Origin of the sequence: Sediminispirochaeta bajacaliforniensis DSM 16054 (assembly GCF_000378205.1) — a bacterium.
Lineage (GTDB): Bacteria > Spirochaetota > Spirochaetia > DSM-16054 > Sediminispirochaetaceae > Sediminispirochaeta > Sediminispirochaeta bajacaliforniensis.
The window spans coordinates 33,185-50,843 of sequence record NZ_KB899426.1 but is presented as its reverse complement, the minus strand read 5'-3'; the positions used below and the strand labels follow the sequence as shown (position 1 = coordinate 50,843).

Genomic DNA, 17,659 nt, shown 5'->3' with positions numbered 1-17,659 from the left:
GGAAATGGCAAAGTTGTGGCAGAAGGGGTACGAGCTTGATACTCTGATCGAAGCGTTCACCGTCGGACGTGATTGGGAGCTTGACGGACGGCTTGTGGCCGCCGACTGCACGGCAAGCGCCGCCCATGCGACCATGCTCGAGTCTGTGGGGCTCCTAAAGCGGAAAGAGCTGGAGCTGTTGCTCGAAGGGCTGAAGGCTATCGTCCTGGCCGATGAGAAGGGAGAGTTTCCGATCCGGCGTGAGGATGAGGATTGCCATACCGCCATTGAGAATTTTCTGGTTGCATCCTGCGGGGATGCCGGAAAGAAGATCCACACCGGGCGGAGCAGAAACGACCAGGTACTTACGGCCCTGCGGGTTTACGGTAGAGAGGCTGCCGGTAAGGTGCTTGAGGCGGGGATTGATCTGCAGCAGGGGCTCCTAAAATGTGCCGAAGAGCATCGGGATGTTCCCATGCCGGGACGGACCCACATGCAGGTGGCCATGCCCTCTTCTGTAGGACTGTGGGCTGCGGCCTGGGCCGAGGAGATCGGCGACGATCTTGCCCTCCTTGAGTTTACCATCGCTATGTACGATCAAAGCCCCCTGGGCTCTGCGGCAAGCTACGGTGTGCCGCTGCCCCTGGACCGGGAGATGAGTGCAAGGCTCCTGGGATTTTCCAAGCTCCAGAATAATGTCTTATATGCCAACAATAGCCGGGGAAAGTTTGAATCGATGATCCTCGATGCCCTCGACCAGCTGATGCAGACCTTCAGCAAGATGAGTCAGGACCTCATCCTCTTTTCCCTTCCGGAGTTCGGCTATTTTTCTCTGCCGAAAGAGCTTTGTTCCGGATCGAGTATTATGCCGCAGAAGAAAAATCCCGACGGACTTGAACTGATGCGGGCAAAGGCCGCTTCAATGAGCGCCTGGGCCTCCCAGGTGAAGGGCATTATTCGTTCCCTTCCCAGCGGCTATAACCGCGATTTTCAGGAGACCAAGGAACCCTTTATCCTCGGCCTCGAGCTTGCCCTTCAGGCCGCCCTGGTGATGGATCGGACCATCTCCCGTCTCGAGGTAAACCGGCAGCGGCTTTTCGACGCCTTCACCCCCGAGATTTTCGCCACCGATGCGGCGCTGGAGCTGGTTGCCGGGGGTATGAGTTTTCGGGATGCCTATCGAAAGGTGGGAACGGAGCTGGATCAGGTAAGCGGCCGGGACCCGGTGGAGAGTATTCGTAACCGCACCGCCGCGGGAACTGCCGGAAATTTGCGGCTGGACTTGAGTCAGGAGGGGGTCGACGGAGCACGGGAGCGGCTGGCTTCACGGCGCGGCCGCTGGGCAGAGGCCCGTAAGGCCCTGCTGGGAATCGATTTTTCTGTCGTTTAGTATTTGTATTTAGTAACAGTAGCGCTTAGTAGACCTGGCGCAGGCTCTCGGCGACATTCAGGCAGTGATCCCCGATCCGTTCGACGTGACGAACGACATCGATATAGAGGAGCTCCGCTTTGACTTCCGCCCCGTGCTGAAGCCGCTTTGTAGCGTTCTTTTTCAGGGTGTTTCGCCGCTTGTTGATTTTCGTCTCTATCTTTTGCGCCACCTCAAGGTCTTGCCGGGAAAGGTGCGCGTTGAGGTGACTTGTTATGAATTCAAGGAATTCATGGACCAGATCTGCATAGGGGCGCAGATCTTCGACGGCCTCTTTGTCGATTTTCAGCTTCTTTTTGTATCGGCGTTCGGCAAGGACGATAAGGTTATAGCAGCCGTCGCCTATGCTTTCCAGTTCGTTGGTGATTCTCATCATGCTGTAGACATTGGCTGCGCTTACCTTGTTCATGCTGTCCAGGCTGCATGAAGAGAGAAATCGTGTTATCTCTTCCTGCATCTGATCGGTAAAATCTTCCATGCCTTTCAGTCGTTCGACTTCGCCGCCCATTTTTTTATCTGGATGATCGAAGACCTCCCAAAACCGGTCGAACATCTCGCTGACGATGCTCGTCATTTTTGCAAGCTCTTTCTTTATCGTTAGAAGGTAAAGCTCCGGCGTGTCCTGAAGGGACGCCGATATGTACTTGAGGCGATAATTTCCCGATACATTCCCCTTCTCTTCCGGAACGAGGGTTGTTACGACAAGAGCGATCTGTTTGATGAAAAAGCTGCAGATGATGGTATTGGTGATGTTGAACATGGTATGAAACATTGCAAGATGGCTCGGGATGAGATTTGCGCTGCCGGGGGCAAAGACATCTCCGGGGACCATCATATTTATCATGGCAAGGAAGGGACGGAAGAATATCATCATCCAGAAGACACCGAAAACATTGAAAAGGGTATGGGCCCGGCTTGCCCTCCGTGCGTTTACGCTTGTGCCTATGGATGCAAGATAGGCGGTGACGGTGGTTCCTATATTCTCTCCGAGGACGATGGCTGCGGCGGTTTGGAAGTCGATCCATCCTGCATATGCCATGGTAAGGGTGATGGCCATGGCGGCAGAGGAGGATTGCACCACGATGGTTAGAAGCGTGCCCACCATGACGAAGAGAAGGAAGGGACCGAGACCGCTGCCGGTAAGGTTACTCAGAAATTGAAGAATTTCGGGATGGTTTTTTATGTCCGGAACGGAATCCTTTAGAAAGGATAGACCGAGGAAGAGAATGCCGAAGCCGATGATAGCCTCTCCGACCTCTTCTTTTTCCAGTTTTTTGATGATGATAAGGGGTAGGCCGATACCGATAGCCGGCAGGGCCATTGCCGATATTTTTACCTTAAAGCCGAGGATCGCCACGATCCATCCGGTAACGGTGGTTCCTATGTTCGCACCCATAATGACACCGATGGCCTGGGTGAGCTGCAACAGCCCCGCATTTACAAAGCTGACGACCATGACGGTGGTTGCGGATGAGGACTGGATGATGGCCGTAATGGCGAATCCTGTAAAAATGGCCGCAAAACGATTGACGGTCATAAAATTAAGGATAGCCTGGAGTCGTTCTCCCGCCGCTTTCTGGATGCCGTCGCTCATGGTTCTCATTCCGAAGAGGAAAAGACCGAGGCTTCCAACTATCTGGAGGATGGTATAGATCATTGGTACTCCTGACAGAAATGTAACGAAAAAATAACAGAAACGAAAGAGAATTGGAAGGTATCTGTCCGGCACTCCGGCCTTTTGGGACCGCTTGCACGCCTTGGGGTTATCTGCCTATAATAACCTCCTATGAGTACGAATGCTTTCCACTGGGCGGATGTTACCGCCGAGAAGATTATCCGTGAGCGGGGCGATAAAGAGGTTTATACCTGTGCTTCGGGGATTACCCCCTCGGGAACGGTTCATATCGGTAATTTCAGAGAGATCATCTCGGTTGAACTGGTTGTCAGGGCGCTGAGAGAGCGGGGCAAGAAGGTTCGTTTTATCTACAGTTGGGACGATTACGATGTCTTTCGTAAGGTTCCTAAAAATATGCCGAAACCGGAACTGCTTGAGACCTATCTGCGTAAGCCGATCACCATTGTTCCCGATACCTCGGGACGCTATGCAAGCTATGCTGATGCCAACGAGAAGGAGCTCGAGGCCCTGCTTCCCGGTGTAGGGGTCGAACCTGAGTACATCTATCAGGCCTCCAGATACCGTTCTTCCTACTATGCGAAGGGGATCAGGCAGGCCCTTGAAAAGCGTGATACCATACGCGCGATTTTGAATGAGCACAGGACCAGCCCCCTTCCCGATGAGTGGTGGCCTGTTTCCGTATTTTCCACCTTTACCGACAAGGACACCACCACCGTTCTCGACTGGGACGGCGAGTGGGGCCTGCGCTATCGTTGCAATGAGACGGGTAAGGAAGAGTCCCTCGATCTTCGTACGACCGCTGCGGTGAAGTTGCCCTGGCGGGTCGACTGGCCCATGCGCTGGGCCCTGGAGGGGGTGGATTTCGAACCTGCAGGAAAGGACCACCATTCGGAAGGCGGTTCCTTCGATACCGCCCGTAAGGTTGTTGAGCAGGTCTACGGGGGGAAGGCCCCTGTTTCCTTTCAGTACGACTTTATCAGGATAAAGGGGCGGGGGGGCAAGATCTCTTCCTCCAGCGGTGAGGTCATCGCCCTTCCCGATGTCCTTGAGGTCTACCAACCCGAGATCGTGCGCTATCTCTTTGCCGGAACCAGGCCGAACACCGAGTTCGCCATCAGTTTCGACCTCGATGTGCTGAAGATTTATGAAGACTACGATAAATGCGAGCGGGTCTATTTCGGGGTCCAGGAGATCAGTGCCAAAAAGGCGGATAAGGAGAAGCGCATCTACGAGCTTTCCCAGGTATCTGCCCTTCCCGAGGTGATGCCCTATCAGGTACCCCTTCGCCACCTTTGCAATCTTCTTCAGGCCAATGAGGGGGACATAGAGGCGGTGCTCGATCTCTATCCGGACCTAAAGCCGCTCCAGCGCAAAAGGCTTGAGGTACGCTGTCGCTGTGCCTGGAATTGGATCACCACCTTCAGTCCCGAGGATTTTCGCTTCTCTCTGCGAAAGGCCGGCGATGAACTGCCGAATTTCAGCGATTTGGAGAAAAAGGCGTTGTCCCTGCTTCGCAATCAGGTCGATACCCTGGCGGATCACGACGAAAAGAGCCTTGCCGAGGCGATCTATGCCGTGGCGGAAGCAGCAGGCCTTGATGCAAAGGAGCTCTTTACCCTTTGCTACCATGTGCTCATCGGTAAGGAAAAGGGACCGCGGCTTGCCTCCTTCATCCTGACCCTAGGGAGGGATAAGGTTCTTGCCATTCTTGATCGAGTACTTTCGTAGTCGCTGCTACACAACCGCTAATTGCCGGTCATGCGTTTCAAAAGCTGATCCCGACTACGCCACTTGGGATCACTTTTGACCCGCAGGTCGAGGTGGATGCGATAGGGGAAGAGGCGGGCGATCTCAGCCTGGGATGCTTTCCGTATGGCGGCGATGCCGCTTCCGCCCTTTCCTACGACGATTCCCTTCTGGCTCTCCCTTTCGACATAAATAACGGCTCTGATCCAGAGTTTTTCACCCTTCCCGTCGCTTTCCATGTCTTCGACGGCAACGTAGACGGCATGGGGCAGTTCCTGCCGCAGCCTCCCGATTACCTGTTCTCTAATGATCTCGGTGACACGGAATTCCGGATCCTGATCGGTGTAGAACTCCTCGGGATAGAGGAGTTCTCCTTCGGGAGAGAGGTCAAAGAGGGTGTTCAGGAGCTCTTCGGTTCCCTCGCCTGTTTCGGCGGATATGGTGAAAATCGGCCGACCGGGAAACGCTGCGGCGGCTGCTTGTTCGGCAGCAAGGATAGAGGCTTCGGGAAGATCACTTTTGTTGACCGCAACCACGACTTTTTCGGCCAGGGGAGCGAGAAGCCCTGCTATCTCCCGTTCTTCCTGTCCCGCCGACCTTGTGGCATCGATGATATAGAGAACTAATTCACACTCTACCAGGGCTGCTTCGGTCGCCGTTTTTAGGTAACGATTCAGTTTCTTATCCGAGATGTGGTAGCCCGGGGTATCGGCGAACACCAACTGTCCCCGTTCTTCGGTAAGGATTCCCCTGACGGTACTCCTTGTAGTTTGGGGAGAGGCTGCCACGATGGAAATTTTTCTACCGCAAAGGCGATTGACCAGGGTCGATTTCCCCACCGAGGGGCGACCGATAAGGGTTATCCATGCTGATTTCATTGCCATGGAGTCTATCCCATGACCGGCATTTTCTCAAGGCTATGCCGGTTATGGAACGAAGCTATGGAACGAAGTGCGTTGCCTTTCGCTTTGCTTGTTGGTATACTCAAAAGATAAGCAAGCAAAGAGTAAGAGGGGAACAGATATGAGAGATTCCATCTTCCGGATCGAAGAGGAAGAGAACGATACCAATGATGCCAAAAAGGGCGGTCCCGACCCGCTGATGGAAAAGATGATGGAGACGAGAACCATCATTTTGTCCGGAGAGATCAACAAGGAGCTTGCCGAACGGGTAGTGCGCCAGTTGATCTTGCTGGAAGCTCAAAGCGATGATCCCATCAAGGTTTTTATCGACAGCCCCGGAGGCGATGCCGATGCAGGCTTTGCCATCTTTGATATGATGCGTTTCATTAAGCCCGATGTGTACACCATCGGCATGGGCTTGGTTGCCAGTGCCGCAGCCATTATTCTTTTGGCAGCCCCTGTAGAGCACCGCATCGGTCTGCCCAACAGCCATTATCTGATTCATCAGCCCCTTTCCGGGATTCGCGGTGTTGCCACCGAGATAGAGATTCATGCCCGGGAGCTTCAAAAACTGCGGATCAGGATCAACCAACTCATCAGTGAGGAGACGGGCAGGGACCTCGATAAGGTCGAAAAAGAGACCGATCGTGATTACTGGCTCAATGGAACAGAGGCCGTTGATTACGGTTTGATTTCCAGAGTGGCAAAAACCCGTGACGAACTCGGAGTGTAGAGGGCATCTCATAATTAGGTGAGAAGCTTTCTATAGATTCTCCGCGCCTTATGCTGGCGGCGTTCGAACATGCTCCAAAGCTCCTGGACCCTATGGTTGTCCTCAAGTTCTGCAGTGGTTTCTGCCCATTTGATGCCTCGTTCCATGCTGGTTTTCAGAATTTCGTAGATCAGCAGGGCGGGAATTCCCATGGATTGATATTCCGGCAGTACCCCGACAAGATAGAGGTCCAGGGTTTCCTCGTGCTTGAGCGCACGCAGGATGTGAATGAAGCCGAAAGGAAAAAGCCTGCCCTTTGCCTTTTGGAAGGCCCTGCTCATGGAGTGCATTGCCACGCCGAAACCTACCACATCGCCCTTTTCATTTTTCACAACCTTTACGTATTGGGGAAGGACGAAGGAAAAGTATTGCTGTATCAGGACTTCGATTTCTTCCTGTGCGATATCTGCTACCGATGATAGGGGCCTGTACGCTTCATTGATAATCCTGAAGACTTCATGGGCGTAGGGAAGGACCTCCTTTCTGTTTCGGAAGTTCACGAGGGTCAGTTTGCTTCGCTTTTTTATCAGTTCGTTGAGGCGGCGAAGCTTATCGGGAATTTCTTTCGGAACGGTAATACGAAACTCGATGTAGCCGGTCTTTTTTTCATAGCCCAGCTTCTGCAGATGCTCGATGTAGTAGGGAGGATTCCAGGGCCCGGCTATGGTTGGCAGCTCTTCGAAACCTTCAGCCAAAAAGCCGAGATGCTCGAGATGGTGGAAGCCCAGAGGACCGGTGAGGGCTGTTGCCCCTTTCGCTCTGGCCCAGTCGGCGGCCCTTTCAAGAAGTGCTCCGGAAACTTCGATATCGTCGATAAAGTCGAACATATGGAAGTTCGCCTCATGTTCTCCCTTTGCCTCATTGAGACGGGTGTTGATGAGGACGGTGATTCTTCCGACGGCCCTTCCATCGCGGTAGGCGATCCAGCTTTCATGGGGTGAAAATTTCAGCGACGGGTTCTTCGCGGGATCGAGCACCTTAAGCTCATCCTGCAGAAGCGGTGGGACCCAGAGGGGCTCTTTTTTAAATAGGGAGAAAGGAAAGAGGGCGTAAGCTTTTCTATCTGCAGAAGTTCTAACCGCTTTCAACTCAATATCCATAGGGACTCCTTACGTGGTGGGTCTGTTATCTTCAACGAAGGTCAAAGAGCTTTTGTAAGGTCTCTATGTTTCGTTGGTTAAAAAGGTCCTCGTCTTGGTACATTGCCTCTATCCGATCACGATAGTGGTCGGTCACCTTGTAGCGGACCATTTTCATGGTGCTGTTGATAAGGCCCTCTTTTTCGTCAAATTGCTTGCCGATGAGCTCAAAAAAAGCGGGGGCCCAGGCCGAGGGTACCTTTTTCCCTCCTCTCCCGGCTTCTTTGAAGCGGAAGAATTCCTCCCTGATGAGTTCGAGGGCCTTGTGGGCCTCCTGTACCCCTTCCCTATAAAAAAGTTGTCGGCAGTGCTCTTCGTTCAGTGTAACAAGAGCAGTGGTAAACTTCCGCTGTTCATTGTAGACCATGATGTGGTTGAAGGCGTCGCTTGCATTGCTTATCGCCTCTTCGATCTCCTCCGGGGGATATTTTTCCCCGTCGCTGCTGATCAGGAGCGCCTTTTGCCGGCCCACCACCACCAGAAATCCGTCTTCGTCATAGGCGGCAAGATCCCCGGTCCAGAGCCAACCATCCCTGAGGGCCTCTGCCGAAGCCTCGGGATTACGGTAGTATCCCTTCATGACGTTGTCGCCCTTGATGACGATTTCGCCGATCTCCCCGACCTTTGCCTCCTCGGTTTCGCTTTTCATGATCTTACAGGTTACCGAAGGCATGATGCTTCCGCTGGTGCCGTACTTGTGCTTGTGGGGAGTATTTGCACTGATGATGGGGGCGGCCTCGGTCAGACCGTAGCCTTGAAAGATGGGAACACCCAGAGCCGCGAAAAACTGTTGCTGTTTTACCTCTAAAAGGGCGCCGCCTCCGACACAGAAACCGATGCGGTTGCCGAAGATTGCCTTGACCTTGTTGAAGACCAGGGCCTTTGCCATGCGGTGTATCGGCGTGTAGCGTAACCTTGTCGACATGGATGGCTTGTGAAAGCCGTCCCCCTCAAGGGCTATCCCCGCTGTAATGCCGCTGTGAAACAGCTTTTCCACGAGGCTGCCCTGCTGAGCGATGCCGTGAATGATCTTTTTCATGAAATTCCCGGAAAGGGCCGGGACCGTAAGGAGAAAGGTCGGGTTTGTTTCGGTCAGATTCACTGGGATGTTTCGCAGTATACTCATGGATCCGCCGCGGGCATCCACAAAATGGAGGGTGATTCCCCGGGCAAGAGCGGCATAGATCGCCACGGTGTGGGCGAAGGAGTGGTCGAGGGGGAGGATCACCAGGGTTTCACATTCGGCATCGGGAAGCTTGAAATGGTTTACCGCATCGTTTGCATTGGTCCAGTAATTGAGATGGGTGAGCATGATCCCTTTGGGGTTTCCCGTGGTCCCGCTGGTATAGCAGATATTGACCGTATCATCTTCTGCGATGAGCGCTTCCGACTGCTCGACCAGTTCCGGTTCCGCTTCAAGTAGAAGCCGTCCCTCTTTGATGATGCTGCTCCAGCTTATCCATCCCGGGCCTTTGGTGATGCCCAGCCCCTCCATTCGATTATGCTCGTCGTCATCGGGATCGTCGAGGAGGATTAAGAGTGGCTTTGTCTCTACCTGCTTCCAGGTATCGAGAAGTTTTCCAAGGGTGATACGGCTGAGAACCACATACCGACACGAGGAGTGGTTCAGTCTGAAGGGAACTTCTTCGGAGAGGAGCTTAATGGAAAGGGGGACCGACACGAGGCCCGCCTTGATCATTGCGAACTCTGAAATAACCCATTCGGGGCGTCCTTCGGCGAGGAGGGCAACCCGATCGCCTCTCTTCCCCTTTTGATGTAAAAACCAGGCTGCGGCGGTCCGGGAGAGGGTATCCGCGCTGTGAAAGGATATCGGACTCCACCCTTCGTCTGTTTTGGTTGTGAGATAGGGACGGTCACCATACCGTTTTTCGGCCTGGTGTAGCAGCGTAACAATTGTTCGCATGGTGCCTCCTTCTTACGTTTCTGGTTGCATATTATAAACCAGTAATAGCCGTATCGAAAGTTTTCCCCTGAAAAAAGGAAAATTTTGAATAGTATGAACCGCTTAACGAGTCTTAACAATTATGAAAGAGGGAAAAATCACTATTTTTTCTTTCGGGTTTATCGTTTTCGCAATGGCCGTTTTTCTTTCCTCCTGTACGGGATGTTCCTGGCCCACGGAGTCCCGGCGTGATGACCGTATCTCTCTCATGAGCTGGAATGTGCAAAATGTATTCGATGCTCGGGACGACGGGACGGAATATCCGGAGTTCGATCCTGCTTCGGGCTGGGGCCTCGGGGATTACCGGGGACGACTGGCTTCGCTTTCGGAGGTGATCAGGCTGGCCGTGCCGGGAGGTGCGGATGTGGTCATGCTTATGGAGATCGAGCATGGGGGTGTTCTTGATGATCTGGCAAACGATTACTTGCAGGGGCTTGGATACGACTATTGGGCCGCTTCCCAGGGGGCTGATTCGGCGGTACAGCTTGGGATTTTGAGCCGTTTCCCTATTCGCAAGGCCCGCTCCAGGTCGATCCATCTGCCTTCTTCTCCCTCGCTTCGGCCGATCTTTGAAGTCGAGCTTGAGATGGAAGAGGGGGAGCCCCTTTTTCTCTTCGTTTGCCACTGGAAATCAAAGTCCGGTGGTGCAGAGGATACTGAGCCCCTTCGTATTGCCTCGGCCTCCTTGGTCCGAAAGCGCATACAGGAGCTTGAGGGGCGTCAGGTGATTGTCGTGGGCGACCTCAACGAGGCGTGGAATGAGTGGGACCTTGTCGGCGGTGCATACCAGACGGCCTTGCTTCCTGTTTCGGCGAAAAGGCAATCCGGGGAGCTTGAGAACAGTGGCGTATTCTTCGATGAAGCTGAGGGCTTATGGATTAGTGGAGATCGGGAAGATGCGGGAGCCGATGGTTGCGGGCTTCCTCTGTATACTCCCTGGCCAAGCTGCGATTGCAACGGAAGCTACTACTATCGGGGGGGATGGGAAGGTATCGATCATATGCTTTTTTCCGCGGCGCTGGTCGACGGTAGGGGGATCGATCTGGACTCTTTCAGCGTTGCGGCCGATGTTCCCTGGTGTGATGAGAATGGGATTCCGGTTTCCTATCGTATGCGGGATGGCTATGGTTATTCAGATCATCTTCCGATTGTGGCAACCCTTCGTTCCGAATGATCGTGTGCTACTCCTTTTCGGAGGCGTCAGTGCTGTCATCGCCAAGGCGATGACTGGTTGTCGATAGTCTTGCCAGGGCTGTACGGGAATCGTCGAAGCTGGCTTGAAGGTTTTTCAGATGCGTGGAAGAGGTTGAAAAGAGGCGCTCCAGGCGCTCGGTTTCCGACTTGATTCTTTGGATATGGGAACGAAGTTCTTTGGCTTTCTGCGGGAGGGAGAGCCCTTTCAGACCGTAGGCCACTGTCTGGAGATAGAGAAAGAGTGCCGAAGGGCCGACAGGTACCACGTGGAAGGATAGGAGTTCTTCCGAGAGCGATGGGTCTTCAACAAAACAGCGATAATAGATATGTTCCGATGGAAGATAAAGGAGGGCAAATTGAAGAGTCCCTTCCTCCGGGCGGATATATTTTTCCGAGATTTCCCGCGCGTAGGCGGTAAATACCTTTCGTTCTGCGGGCGGAATCCTCCGATCTTCTCCTGTGGTATCATCCTTCAGCAGTCCGGCAACCCGTTCCAGGGGGAATTTTGAATCGATGGGAACCAAAAAGGAGCCTGCGCGGATGACGGCATCAACCCTTCCCCCATCGGAAAAACGGTATTGTCGTTTCCATGCGGCAGCAGGAAGCCAGTTGCCAAGCAACTGTTCCAGGAGGGTTTCTCCGATCCCTCCTCTTGTTCGGGGCAACAAAAAGATGCGACCGATATCGTCCAGCCTGCGGGCCATCTCTTCCAGGCGGTTGAAGCTTTCCCGCAGTAAGGTCTGATCGACGGTTTGAGAAGGCCGTCTTCTGAAAAAAATGATAAGAAGGAGAAGAAAAAGGAGAAAAATGCCGATAAGGGCAATCGAGAGTAGATCAATCGGCACAGTTGCCGTCTTCCTCTTCCCCGGCTTCTTTCGCGTTTACCTGGTAAAATAGGTGTTCGATCTCCAACGCGATATTTACATTGTGGATGATGCAGTTGCTGTGGCACTCTTCATTGTGACACTTCAATTCTACCGGTGCAAAGTTGAGCACACCCCGGATACCGGCTTCCACCATTTGGGTAAGCACCTTCGAGGCCTCGGTGTCGGGCACGGCGATGACTCCCACCCTGATATGATGTTCCCTAATGAACTCTTCGAGTGTCTCCATTCCGTAGACCGGAATAGAAGAGGGAGGTCGTACTTCCTCGGGACGGATATCGAAGCCTGCAACAAATTCTATACCGTCGGTAGAAAAACCGCTGTACTGCATCAGTGCCGTTCCGATCCTGCCGCAACCGACGACAATGACATGCTGAGGCTGGTCTCTGCCGAGAAGATTGTCCAGCCGCTCGATGAGCATATCGATGTTGTAGCCCCCCCGCTTGTTACCCGGGAGGTTAAGGGTTGAAAAATCTTTTCGTACCAGTGCGGGGGTTACGCCGATCGCGTCTCCGAGGTTGTTTGAGAAGACTCGCTCAAAACCGAGGGCTTTTAATTTGTACAAAAGTCTTTTGTATTTGGTAAGTCTGAGAATAATATCCTTATTCATACTTTACCGTTCCCTTTGTTTTGGTTTTTAAGAAAAATTACGTGCTTTCTGTGAAACATATAACATATAATAGAAAATGTGCTATATTTCATTTTTTTGCAAGCCCTAATTGTTGTTCTTTGTTGCAAACTCGAACATTTAAAAAACGCATTTCACAAAAATTACTTAATATTACTGTTTATTATTCTTTGGTGCAATCATTTTTCAATGTTTTTTCACAATATAAATAAAAGAAGTGGTTATTATCTTGCCTTTTGTCTGATTTTTGCTCTAATATGCTCAGGGAAACTGTGTTGGGCAGATGTTAAATTTTTTTGGAGGTTCCATGTCTGTGCAGAGTGAAGTTGAGATGAAATTCTCTGATTCGTTGGTTGCCTTCATTGAGGAGTGGAAAAATAAGCCGGGAAACTTGATCATGATCCTGCATAAGGTTCAGGAAGAGTTCGGCTATATTCCTCGTGAAGCGGCAAAACGGGTTGCCTCAATGTTGGATGTCCCACTGGCAAAAATCTACGGTGTGGTCACGTTTTATCATTTCTTTAAGCTGACAAAACCCGGAAAACACAATATTCAGGTGTGTATGGGGACTGCGTGTTATCTGAAGGGGGGGGAGGACATCATTCAGGAACTCGAGAATATTCTCGGGATTGGTGTCAATCAGGTTACTCCCGACGGACAGTTTTCGCTTGAAGCTGTGCGCTGTGTCGGTTGTTGCGGCCTTGCTCCCGTGATGGTGATCGGTGATGAGGTGTTCGGAAAACTGACCAAGGAGCAACTCCCGGAGATACTGGCGAAATTTCAGGAGAGCTGATGCACGAGTCCGTCTGTGATCTTCTGCTTGATCTTGTCCAGAACTCCATCGAGGCAAAGGCATCGCTCATTGAGTTGAGCTTCGATGAGGATGAGAGACAGATAGCCGTAACACTTCGTGACAACGGCTGCGGGATGAGCAAACAGGAGCTGGAACGGGCGAAAGACCCGTTTTACTCGGACGGAACAAAACACCGACAAAGGAAAGTAGGTTTGGGTATTCCCTTCTTACTGCAAATGGTCGAACAGGTCGATGGAACGGTCGAGATTGTTTCGGAAAAAGGAAAAGGGACCTGCATCTCTTTTGTTCTTCCGAAGGATAACATTGATCTGCCTCCGATCGGGGCGTTGCCTGCTTTTCTTCTCCCTGCTCTTACCTGGAGCAGCGAGTATGAAATGGTGTTTCGACGTAGCTTGAAATCCGGTGATAATCTTCATCGGTACGAAATTACCAGGAGCGAGCTTGCGGATGCGCTTGGAGATTTCCGGAGCGCTTCTTCCCTGTCGCTTCTCCGAACCTTCCTAATAAGTCAGGAAGATGATAGAGACTAATGAGGAGGCCAGAGATGGCAAAAATGACCCTGGAAGAACTCAGGAAGTTGAGAGATTCCAAGAAAAAAGAACTCAATAAACGAGATGTTGCTGATAAAAACATACAGATCATTGTCGGAATGGGGACGTGTGGAATCGCGGCCGGTGCGAAGGAGACACTCGATGCCTTCCTTCAGGAGCTTGATGAGAAAAAGCTCACCGAAAAGGTGATGGTGACTCAAACCGGATGTATGGGGCTCTGCTATGTTGAGCCTACGGTTGAGGTAATTATGCCGGATATGCCCGACGTGATCTACGGTAAGGTTGATGCAGAGGTGGCCCGAAAGATTGTGCGTAAACACATTCAGGGTAAGGCTCTGGTCAACGATCATATCTACGACCGGCCCGCCGCCGACATTGTAGAATAGGAGGAACCGGAACATGGCATTTACAAACTATATTCTTGTCTGCGGCGGTACCGGCTGTGAATCAAGCAAATCGGACCAAATATTCAAGAACCTCATTGCGGAATGTGAGGCCCAGGGCTTAAAGGATACGGTCCAGGTCGTAAAAACCGGTTGTTTCGGTTTCTGCGAACAGGGACCAATCGTCAAGATTCTTCCTGAAGATTCTTTTTACGTGCGTGTTTCGCCCGAAGATGCAAAAGAGCTCATTTCCGAGCATATCGTCAAAGGCCGTGAGGTTAAGCGGCTGTTGTACAATAGAGACGAGAGTAAGAAACGGGCGAGGGTCGAGGATATCGAGTTCTACCAGAAGCAGTTTCGTATCGTCTTGAGAAACTGCGGTGTTATAAATCCCGAAAATATCGATGAATATATAGCCCGCGACGGCTACAAGGCGCTGGAAAGGGCCCTCTTCGATATGAAGCCCGAGGATATCATCAATGAATTGAAGGCTGCAGGGCTTAGGGGCCGTGGCGGGGCCGGTTTCCCTACCTGGATGAAATGGAACTTCACCAAACAGGCTGCCGGCGATGTCAAATACATCGTTTGTAACGCCGACGAAGGTGATCCCGGTGCGTATATGGACAGGTCGACCCTTGAGGGTGATCCCCATTCGATCATCGAAGCGATGACCATCGCAGGTATCGCCGTCGGTGCGAATCAGGGCTATATCTACATTCGGGCCGAGTATCCGCTTGCCATCAAGCGCCTTCAGATTGCCATGGAGCAGTCGAGAGGGTACGGCCTTTTGGGCAAAGATATCCTTGGCAGCGGTTTTGATTTCGATATAGAGATCAGACTTGGTGCCGGTGCCTTTGTCTGCGGTGAAGAAACCGCTCTTCTCGCCTCCATCGAGGGCGAACGAGGAATGCCGAAACCGAGGCCTCCCTTTCCTGCTACAAAGGGACTTTGGGGTTGTCCCACGGTCATCAACAACGTTGAAACCTGGGCGAATGTGCCCGTCATCATTTCCCGCGGCGGCGATTGGTTTGCCAAGATTGGAACCGAAGATTCCAAGGGAACAAAGGTGTTCGCCCTTACCGGAAAGATCAGAAACTCCGGTTTGGTAGAGGTCCCGATGGGAACCACCTTACGAGAGATTGTCTACGATATCGGCGGCGGGATCCCCGGAAACAAGGCTTTTAAGGCTGTGCAGACCGGTGGCCCCTCCGGTGGTGTTATTACCGCCGACTATCTTGATACCCCCATCGATTATTCACAGCTGCAGAAGTTGGGTTCGATCATGGGTTCCGGCGGAATGATCGTCATGGACGAAGACGACTGTATCGTCGATGTCGCCAAGTTTTATCTCGGTTTTACCGTTGAAGAGTCTTGCGGAAAGTGTGCCCCCTGCCGTGTCGGCGGGCGGACCCTCTACAACATCCTCGACCGAATCACAAAAGGCGAAGGAGAGATGGAGGATATCGAAAAACTCAAGACCATCGGGAAGGCGATGCAGAAGGCAAGTCTCTGCGGTCTCGGCCAGACCTCTCCGAACCCGGTCATGTCGACCCTCCATTATTTCGGGGACGAGTACAAGGCGCATATCAAGGATAAGCGTTGTCCCGCAGGAAAGTGTAAACCGCTGATCAGCTACCATATCCTCGCCGACAAATGTATCGGTTGCGGTGTATGTGCCAGAAAGTGTCCCGTTCATGCCATCAACGGAGAGCGGAGACAGCTTCATGAAATCGATCATGATATTTGTATCAAGTGCGGTGAATGCTACAAAGCATGTAAATTCGACGCCGTCTACGTACGGTAGCTAAGGAGGAAACCGGTGAAAACCGTCAATATACGAATCAACGGCGAATCGGTCCAGGTTCCCGAAGGAACGACCATTCTCAAGGCAGCAGAGCAGGTGAATGTAAAGATTCCCGTTCTTTGCTATCATCCCGACCTTCCCCCCTGGGCCGCCTGTGGTATTTGCGTTGTAAAGTTGGAGAACAGCCCCAAAATGGTTAGGGCCTGCGCCACCCCTGTTTCCGAAGGGATGGGCATCATTACCCATGATCCAGAACTCCATGAGATCAGACGTACCGTCATTGAATTGATTCTTTCGACTCACCCCAACGACTGCCTTAAATGCGGACGGAACGGGAATTGTGAACTTCAGAAGCTTGCAGCGGATTTCGGTATCCGGGAGCAGCCCTTTGAACAGCGGATACGTGAGATCGAACCCGACACATCGACTCCGTCGATCGTGTTCAACCCGGAAAAATGCGTAAACTGCGGCCGCTGTGCCAATGTGTGTCAGGTTATGCAGGGTGTATGGGCCCTTGAGTTTATCGGACGCGGTGAGAATGTAAGAATTGCACCCTCTGCCGATGATAGCTTGAACGACAGTCCCTGTATCAAGTGTGGTCAGTGTTCGGCCCACTGTCCGGTTGGAGCCATCTTCGAAAAGGATGAAACCGGAAAACTGCTTGCTGCCATCAGAGATCCCGAAAAGCATGTTGCCGTCCAGATTGCTCCCGCAGTTAGGGTCGCTCTTGGAGAGGCCTTCGGTATGGAACCTGGGGAGATCAGCACGGGAAAGATCTATGCTGCACTGCGCAAGCTGGGGATAGATGCGGTATTCGATACCAATTTTTCCGCCGACCTTACCATCATGGAAGAGGGAAGCGAGCTGGTTCAGCGGCTCACCAAGGGAACCGGTGCAATCCCGCAGATCACCAGCTGCTGTCCTGCATGGACGGACTTCATGGAAAAGTACTACCCGGATATGATTCCCAATTTCTCGACGGCAAAAAGCCCAATGATGATGCAGGGTGCAATCACCAAGACCTACTATGCCGAGAAAAAGAAGATCGATCCGGCAAATATCTACTCTGCCGCCATCATGCCTTGTACCGCGAAAAAATATGAGATTACCCGCTGTGAAAAGATGTACAGCTCGGGTTACCAGGATGTCGATGTTGTTCTGACTACGAGAGAACTTGCACGTCTCATCAAGGCGATGGGGATCGATTTTGCAAGCCTGAAGGACGAGAAGGCGGATAGCCCCATCGGTGCATACTCCGGTGCAGGTACCATTTTCGGTGTTACCGGAGGTGTTATGGAGGCTGCGCTACGTACCGCTCATAAGCTTATTACCGGCAAGGAGCTGGAAAAGGTTGAGGTTAATGAGGTCCGCGGTGTCGAAGGTGTGAGAAAGGGAGAGGTCGATATCGACGGCAAAAAGGTAAAGGTTGCAATTGCCCATGGTATGGCCAATGTGAGCCAGATCCTCGATGAGGTCCGGGATGCCCGTGAAAAGGGCGAAGAACCCCCTTATCATTTTATCGAGGTAATGGCGTGCCGAGGCGGTTGTATCTCCGGCGGTGGCCAGCCTTACGGTACTACCGACGAGGTCCGAAAAAAGAGAATCGCAGGGCTCTACAAGGACGATGTTAACTCTGCTGTTCGCTGTAGCCATGAAAACCCTGAGATCTCTCAGATCTACAAAGAGTTCCTTGGTGAACCTTTGGGCCACAAGAGCCACGAGTTGCTTCATACCGGCTATACGCCGAGACCGCTCTACCGCAAATAGTATCAGCTCTTTCTTTTACCCATTTGAATATAGGGGGCCGGGATTTCTCGGCTCCCTTTTCTATGTGC

15 protein-coding genes are annotated in these 17,659 nt (G+C 52.2%); 9 read left to right on the top strand and 6 right to left on the bottom strand.

Going from position 1 to position 17,659, the window contains the following annotated elements:
- The first annotated feature begins 4 nt into the window (after positions 1 to 4).
- Positions 5 to 1,369: an argininosuccinate lyase gene (gene argH, locus F459_RS0117775; protein ID WP_020614063.1), complete on the top strand. Its 1,365-nt coding sequence runs from the start codon at positions 5 to 7 to the stop codon at positions 1,367 to 1,369.
- Positions 1,370 to 1,394: 25 nt separating this feature from the next.
- Here the strand turns inward: argH and F459_RS0117770 are convergent, their stop codons facing one another.
- Positions 1,395 to 3,065 (bottom strand): Na/Pi cotransporter family protein, encoded by a 1,671-nt coding sequence (locus F459_RS0117770; RefSeq protein ID WP_020614062.1) that lies wholly within the window; start codon positions 3,063 to 3,065, stop codon positions 1,395 to 1,397.
- A 129-nt stretch (positions 3,066 to 3,194) separates the two neighbouring features.
- On the opposite strand from F459_RS0117770, the gene lysS reads away from it, so the two are divergent.
- Complete coding sequence (gene lysS, locus F459_RS0117765; RefSeq protein WP_020614061.1) at positions 3,195 to 4,772, top strand: lysine--tRNA ligase; 1,578 nt, start codon at positions 3,195 to 3,197, stop codon at positions 4,770 to 4,772.
- Between the two features lie 17 nt (positions 4,773 to 4,789).
- Here the strand turns inward: lysS and era are convergent, their stop codons facing one another.
- Positions 4,790 to 5,674: a GTPase Era gene (gene era / locus F459_RS0117760; protein WP_020614060.1), complete on the bottom strand. Its 885-nt coding sequence runs from the start codon at positions 5,672 to 5,674 to the stop codon at positions 4,790 to 4,792.
- A 139-nt stretch (positions 5,675 to 5,813) separates the two neighbouring features.
- On the opposite strand from era, the gene F459_RS0117755 reads away from it, so the two are divergent.
- Positions 5,814 to 6,425, top strand: coding sequence for an ATP-dependent Clp protease proteolytic subunit (locus F459_RS0117755; protein WP_013256242.1), 612 nt, complete (start codon positions 5,814 to 5,816; stop codon positions 6,423 to 6,425).
- 14 nt (positions 6,426 to 6,439) lie between these two features.
- Here the strand turns inward: F459_RS0117755 and F459_RS0117750 are convergent, their stop codons facing one another.
- On the bottom strand, positions 6,440 to 7,564 hold the full coding sequence (locus F459_RS0117750) for an N-acetyltransferase (protein WP_020614059.1): 1,125 nt from the start codon (positions 7,562 to 7,564) through the stop codon (positions 6,440 to 6,442).
- 31 nt (positions 7,565 to 7,595) lie between these two features.
- On the bottom strand, positions 7,596 to 9,527 hold the full coding sequence (locus tag F459_RS0117745; protein WP_020614058.1) for an AMP-dependent synthetase/ligase: 1,932 nt from the start codon (positions 9,525 to 9,527) through the stop codon (positions 7,596 to 7,598).
- A gap of 121 nt (positions 9,528 to 9,648) precedes the next feature.
- Between F459_RS0117745 and F459_RS0117740 the strand changes: the two genes are divergently transcribed.
- Positions 9,649 to 10,740, top strand: a complete 1,092-nt coding sequence (locus F459_RS0117740) for an endonuclease/exonuclease/phosphatase family protein (RefSeq protein WP_020614057.1) — start codon at positions 9,649 to 9,651, stop codon at positions 10,738 to 10,740.
- A gap of 7 nt (positions 10,741 to 10,747) precedes the next feature.
- Here F459_RS0117740 and rmuC read toward each other — a convergent pair whose 3' ends face one another.
- The gene (gene rmuC, locus F459_RS0117735) at positions 10,748 to 11,605 is read right to left on the bottom strand and encodes a DNA recombination protein RmuC (protein ID WP_020614056.1); all 858 of its coding nucleotides are present in this window, start codon (positions 11,603 to 11,605) and stop codon (positions 10,748 to 10,750) included.
- Positions 11,595 to 12,254 carry a redox-sensing transcriptional repressor Rex gene (locus F459_RS0117730; protein ID WP_020614055.1) on the bottom strand — a complete coding sequence of 220 codons (660 nt, stop codon included), beginning with the start codon at positions 12,252 to 12,254 and terminating at the stop codon, positions 11,595 to 11,597. The genes rmuC and F459_RS0117730 overlap by 11 nt, the downstream gene beginning before the upstream one ends.
- A gap of 301 nt (positions 12,255 to 12,555) precedes the next feature.
- On the opposite strand from F459_RS0117730, the gene F459_RS0117725 reads away from it, so the two are divergent.
- The 5 genes from F459_RS0117725 to F459_RS0117705 are packed head-to-tail and all read left to right on the top strand — an operon-like array spanning position 12,556 to position 17,591.
- The gene (locus tag F459_RS0117725) at positions 12,556 to 13,065 is read left to right on the top strand and encodes an NADH-quinone oxidoreductase subunit NuoE family protein (protein ID WP_154651730.1); all 510 of its coding nucleotides are present in this window, start codon (positions 12,556 to 12,558) and stop codon (positions 13,063 to 13,065) included.
- The gene (locus F459_RS0117720) at positions 13,065 to 13,616 is read left to right on the top strand and encodes an ATP-binding protein (RefSeq protein ID WP_020614054.1); all 552 of its coding nucleotides are present in this window, start codon (positions 13,065 to 13,067) and stop codon (positions 13,614 to 13,616) included. Before F459_RS0117725 ends, F459_RS0117720 begins: the two co-directional genes overlap by 1 nt.
- Before the next feature lie 14 nt (positions 13,617 to 13,630).
- Positions 13,631 to 14,023, top strand: a complete 393-nt coding sequence (locus F459_RS0117715; protein ID WP_020614053.1) for a (2Fe-2S) ferredoxin domain-containing protein — start codon at positions 13,631 to 13,633, stop codon at positions 14,021 to 14,023.
- Positions 14,024 to 14,036: 13 nt separating this feature from the next.
- Positions 14,037 to 15,824: an NADH-quinone oxidoreductase subunit NuoF gene (gene nuoF / locus F459_RS0117710; protein WP_020614052.1), complete on the top strand. Its 1,788-nt coding sequence runs from the start codon at positions 14,037 to 14,039 to the stop codon at positions 15,822 to 15,824.
- A 15-nt stretch (positions 15,825 to 15,839) separates the two neighbouring features.
- Positions 15,840 to 17,591 carry an NADH-dependent [FeFe] hydrogenase, group A6 gene (locus F459_RS0117705; protein WP_020614051.1) on the top strand — a complete coding sequence of 584 codons (1,752 nt, stop codon included), beginning with the start codon at positions 15,840 to 15,842 and terminating at the stop codon, positions 17,589 to 17,591.
- Positions 17,592 to 17,659 lie beyond the last annotated feature (68 nt).

Coding starts and splice junctions, on each gene's coding strand:
- F459_RS0117745 (WP_020614058.1), bottom strand. CDS start 9,527: ATGCGAACAATTGTTACGCTGCTACACCAGGCCGAAAAACGGTATGGT.
- F459_RS0117750 (WP_020614059.1), bottom strand. CDS start 7,564: ATGGATATTGAGTTGAAAGCGGTTAGAACTTCTGCAGATAGAAAAGCT.
- F459_RS0117725 (WP_154651730.1), top strand. CDS start 12,556: ATGTTAAATTTTTTTGGAGGTTCCATGTCTGTGCAGAGTGAAGTTGAG.
- F459_RS0117720 (WP_020614054.1), top strand. CDS start 13,065: ATGCACGAGTCCGTCTGTGATCTTCTGCTTGATCTTGTCCAGAACTCC.
- F459_RS0117740 (WP_020614057.1), top strand. CDS start 9,649: ATGAAAGAGGGAAAAATCACTATTTTTTCTTTCGGGTTTATCGTTTTC.
- argH (WP_020614063.1), top strand. CDS start 5: ATGGCAAAGTTGTGGCAGAAGGGGTACGAGCTTGATACTCTGATCGAA.
- nuoF (WP_020614052.1), top strand. CDS start 14,037: ATGGCATTTACAAACTATATTCTTGTCTGCGGCGGTACCGGCTGTGAA.
- F459_RS0117715 (WP_020614053.1), top strand. CDS start 13,631: ATGGCAAAAATGACCCTGGAAGAACTCAGGAAGTTGAGAGATTCCAAG.
- F459_RS0117770 (WP_020614062.1), bottom strand. CDS start 3,065: ATGATCTATACCATCCTCCAGATAGTTGGAAGCCTCGGTCTTTTCCTC.
- lysS (WP_020614061.1), top strand. CDS start 3,195: ATGAGTACGAATGCTTTCCACTGGGCGGATGTTACCGCCGAGAAGATT.
- F459_RS0117730 (WP_020614055.1), bottom strand. CDS start 12,254: ATGAATAAGGATATTATTCTCAGACTTACCAAATACAAAAGACTTTTG.
- era (WP_020614060.1), bottom strand. CDS start 5,674: ATGGCAATGAAATCAGCATGGATAACCCTTATCGGTCGCCCCTCGGTG.
- F459_RS0117755 (WP_013256242.1), top strand. CDS start 5,814: ATGAGAGATTCCATCTTCCGGATCGAAGAGGAAGAGAACGATACCAAT.